This is a genomic window from Dellaglioa sp. CoH-57-MRSF-18 (genome assembly GCF_056781995.1).
On sequence record NZ_JBXAXX010000252.1, the window covers coordinates 1 to 252 of the forward strand.

Annotated in this window: 1 protein-coding gene; it reads left to right on the forward strand. The window is 54.0% G+C overall.

What is annotated here, in order from left to right; translation table 11 throughout:
- Window positions 1–252: hypothetical protein (locus AC1RPG_RS08885; protein WP_481762622.1), on the forward strand; the 252-nt coding region annotated here is incomplete at both ends.

The window sequence follows — 252 nt, forward strand, 5'->3', positions numbered from 1 at the left end:
GGATGTGATGGGCTTCATGGATAACGCGAGGGCTGTCGCTACCAAGGAGCGATCGGAATTGGCGGTGTCTACCGAAAAGGGAAAGATTGGCCTAACCGTCAAGACTTCTAACGGTGTGTCAAAAACGCAAATCCGTGGCTCCGTGTCGGCAAAGCTGAGCTGGAAAGTGGACTATGAGTTCATCGACGAGGTAATGCGCAAGTGCGGCGACGCCGTGACCATCAAATTCGTGGACGACGCGCAGTCCTTCAT